Source organism: Arthrobacter sp. H5 (assembly GCF_000520595.1).
Lineage (GTDB): Bacteria > Actinomycetota > Actinomycetes > Actinomycetales > Micrococcaceae > Arthrobacter_D.
The window spans coordinates 83842-86648 of sequence record NZ_KI915034.1 but is presented as its reverse complement, the minus strand read 5'-3'; the positions used below and the strand labels follow the sequence as shown (position 1 = coordinate 86648).

Below are 2807 nucleotides of genomic sequence, written 5' to 3'. Positions count from 1 at the left end.
CCGCGGGTGTGGTGTTCACTGCCAGCCACAATCCCGCCGAGTACAACGGGATGAAGATGTCCCGTCCGGGGGCACTCCCGGTTTCATCGGAAACAGGTTTGGTGGACATTCAGCACCGCGCCGAGCAGTATCTGGCAGCTGGCACCATTCCGGCAGTCGAGACGCCCGGCATTACGGGTGTGAAGGATGTCCTCCGGGACTACGCAGCGTACCTACGCTCCCTCGTGGACCTTGCCGGGTCCAGGCCCCTCAAGGTGGTGGTGGATGCAGGCAACGGCATGGCCGGTCTCACCACTCCTGCCGTGCTGGGTGACAAGTATCTGGGCAAACTTCCGTTTGACCTGATCCCCCTGTACTTCGAGCTCGACGGGTCCTTCCCCAATCATCCGGCCAACCCGCTTGAGCCGGAGAACCTGGTGGATCTCCAAAAGGCAGTGATCAGCAACGGTGCGGATATCGGGCTTGCCTTCGATGGCGACGCAGACCGTTGTTTTGTGATCGACGAGCTGGGAAATGCGCTTTCCCCCAGCGCTGTCACGGCAATGGTTGCCCGCCGCGAGATCCGTCGGGCCAAAGCTGCCGGGGAGGAAACGCCGGTGATCATTCACAACCTGATCACCTCCCGCGCGGTGCCTGAACTCATTGCTGCGGAGGGTGGTCGCGCCGTTCGGACCCGGGTGGGCCACTCCTTCATCAAAGCAAGGATGGCTGAAGAGGGTGCTGTTTTTGGCGGGGAGCATTCTGCGCACTACTACTTCCGCGAGTTCTGGAACGCTGATACCGGAATGCTCGCGGCCATGCACGTGCTCGCCGCACTGGGTGAGCAGGATGTACCGCTCTCGGAGCTGGGCCTCGAATATGAGCCCTACTTTGCGTCCGGTGAGATCAATTCAAAGCTCGACGACGTCTCGGCCGCCGTTGCGCGGGTTCGGGAAGAATTCGAGAACGATGGCGTCACAGTCGACGAGCTCGATGGCCTGACGTTTACCGCGGACGACGGCTCGTGGTGGTTCAACCTCCGTGCCTCGAACACTGAACCGTACCTCCGGCTCAATGCGGAAGCCACCAACCGCGGCACCCTGGAGACCCTCACCGACGAGGTTCTGGCGCAAATCCGGCAGTAGGGACCTGGTCGTCGGACCCAATCCTGCACTTTCTGGAAAGCGGTCGTGCAAGACGGACTGCAACCACGAGGGTGTAGCAGTACAAATAACAGCACAAAGGGGTTGAAGATGGGGAAATCGGTCCGCAGTGGCCGTACGCCGACTGCGGAATGGCGCCGGGACCGGATCGGGCCCTACGTGGGGAGAACCGCTACGAGTGGGAAGAGTTGAGGAAGAAGCCCGTCTGGCTGTGCCCGAAGACGCATTGGTCGGACCCCGACATGCGCTTGGCTCGCAGCATGACGCGATACGGACCGCAATTACACACCATCTGGGCGTGAAATCAGCTCTAGGTCAGGATGCACCGATCCGCTAATCCATTGACGCACCACCTCGTTGAACAAGTCTGCATCTTCGATGTTCCAGATGTGGTGCATCCCGGGAACTGTGGCAGCGACACTTTGCGCAACGGCTGAGACGATCACTGAAAGAGAGTTCCTTACCGGACGCGGTTCCCTACTACCGGCCAGCGCCATCAACCGCCCGCTGTACCGACCTATTCCGTCAGGGAGGCCATCGTCATACACGTCCGCGAGCATTCTGCGGGCGCTCTCCCGTTCTACGCTGAGGCCGTGGTCAATATAGAGCTGATGGCTATCGGCGGGGAGGCGGAATGCACGCGCCTGAAGACGCCAAAACCAGGCTCTGTCCCATAGGGCGAGTTGGAGCCGAGCAAGTGCCTTGGTCAGACCGCCCACAGGAGTGACCGCAGCGCCGCTGACCAGGATGCTGGACGCCAGCTCCGGGTGGCGGGCGGCGAGCCGCAGCGCCACCATGGCCCCCAGAGATAAGCCCACCACATGGATCGGCCCTTCCGCCACATCCGCGCGGATGAGGGAGGCCACATCGTCCGCGGCGTGGTCGAGACTCACCCAAGGCTCCGACGTACGGTTGCCAAAGGCGGGCAGGTCAGGGGTGAAGACATGGTAATCGCGGAGTGCTTCGACCTGCGGCTGCCACATCCAATTGGCCACGTTTCCACCGTGCAGGAAGATCACAGAACCCGGCGAAACGCTGCCAATGGTTGGTGGATGCACAACCGGAAAATAGGAGGTTGTCATGGCAGGTCCTTTTCAATCTCGTCGAGCCAGCCCAGTTCCGCCTCTACCTGCCTCATTCCATTGCGCAGGGTTGCAAGCATCATGTAATGAACCCGCGGATCGACTGACGGGGCATTGATCGGCACAAGTTGCCCTTGAAGCTCCTGAAGAAGGGCGTCCGCCTCCGACCTACGATGCCCCAGCATCGAGAGTATCTCCGCCCGTTCCAGCTGGCCGGAGAAGAAGACCCGGGCAAGAAACGGGTCCCTCTCCTGGTGCCGTCCCGGCGCGGAAAGCAGCCATTCACTCAAACTCTGGCTGCCGGCGTCCGTGATGTGGTGTTCCTGCCGGTCCGGGAGACTGGCTTATTGCGCAGGGTTGCAAGCATCATGTAATGAACCCGCGGATCGACTGACGGGGCATTGATCGGCACAAGTTGCCCTTGAAGCTCCTGAAGAAGGGCGTCCGCCTCCGACCTACGATGCCCCAGCATCGAGAGTATCTCCGCCCGTTCCAGCTGGCCGGAGAAGAAGACCCGGGCAAGAAACGGGTCCCTCTCCTGGTGCCGTCCCGGCGCGGAAAGCAGCCATTCACTCAAACTCTG

3 protein-coding genes and 1 pseudogene are annotated in these 2807 nt (G+C 61.3%); 1 reads left to right on the top strand and 3 read right to left on the bottom strand.

Annotated elements, in window-relative coordinates; translation table 11 throughout:
- Positions 1 to 1124 (top strand): phosphohexomutase domain-containing protein (manB, locus tag Y708_RS26815; protein ID WP_035777061.1); only part of this gene is annotated, 1124 nt, incomplete at its 5' end.
- A gap of 299 nt (positions 1125 to 1423) precedes the next feature.
- On the opposite strand, the gene Y708_RS0120485 is transcribed toward manB, so the two are convergent.
- The 3 genes and pseudogenes from Y708_RS0120485 to Y708_RS26805 form a co-directional block, all read right to left on the bottom strand.
- Positions 1424 to 2224, bottom strand: coding sequence for an alpha/beta fold hydrolase (locus Y708_RS0120485; RefSeq protein WP_035777060.1), 801 nt, complete (start codon positions 2222 to 2224; stop codon positions 1424 to 1426).
- The gene (locus Y708_RS26810) at positions 2221 to 2514 is read right to left on the bottom strand and encodes a virulence activator alpha C-terminal domain-containing protein (RefSeq protein WP_051479238.1); all 294 of its coding nucleotides are present in this window, start codon (positions 2512 to 2514) and stop codon (positions 2221 to 2223) included. Before Y708_RS26810 ends, Y708_RS0120485 begins: the two co-directional genes overlap by 4 nt.
- Positions 2511 to 2807, bottom strand: a pseudogene (locus Y708_RS26805) (hypothetical protein); the annotation flags it as partial. The gene Y708_RS26810 and the pseudogene Y708_RS26805, both read right to left, overlap by 4 nt.

Excerpts from the sequence above, each read along its gene's own strand:
- Y708_RS0120485 (WP_035777060.1), bottom strand. The coding sequence starts at position 2,224 with ATGACAACCTCCTATTTTCCGGTTGTGCATCCACCAACCATTGGCAGC.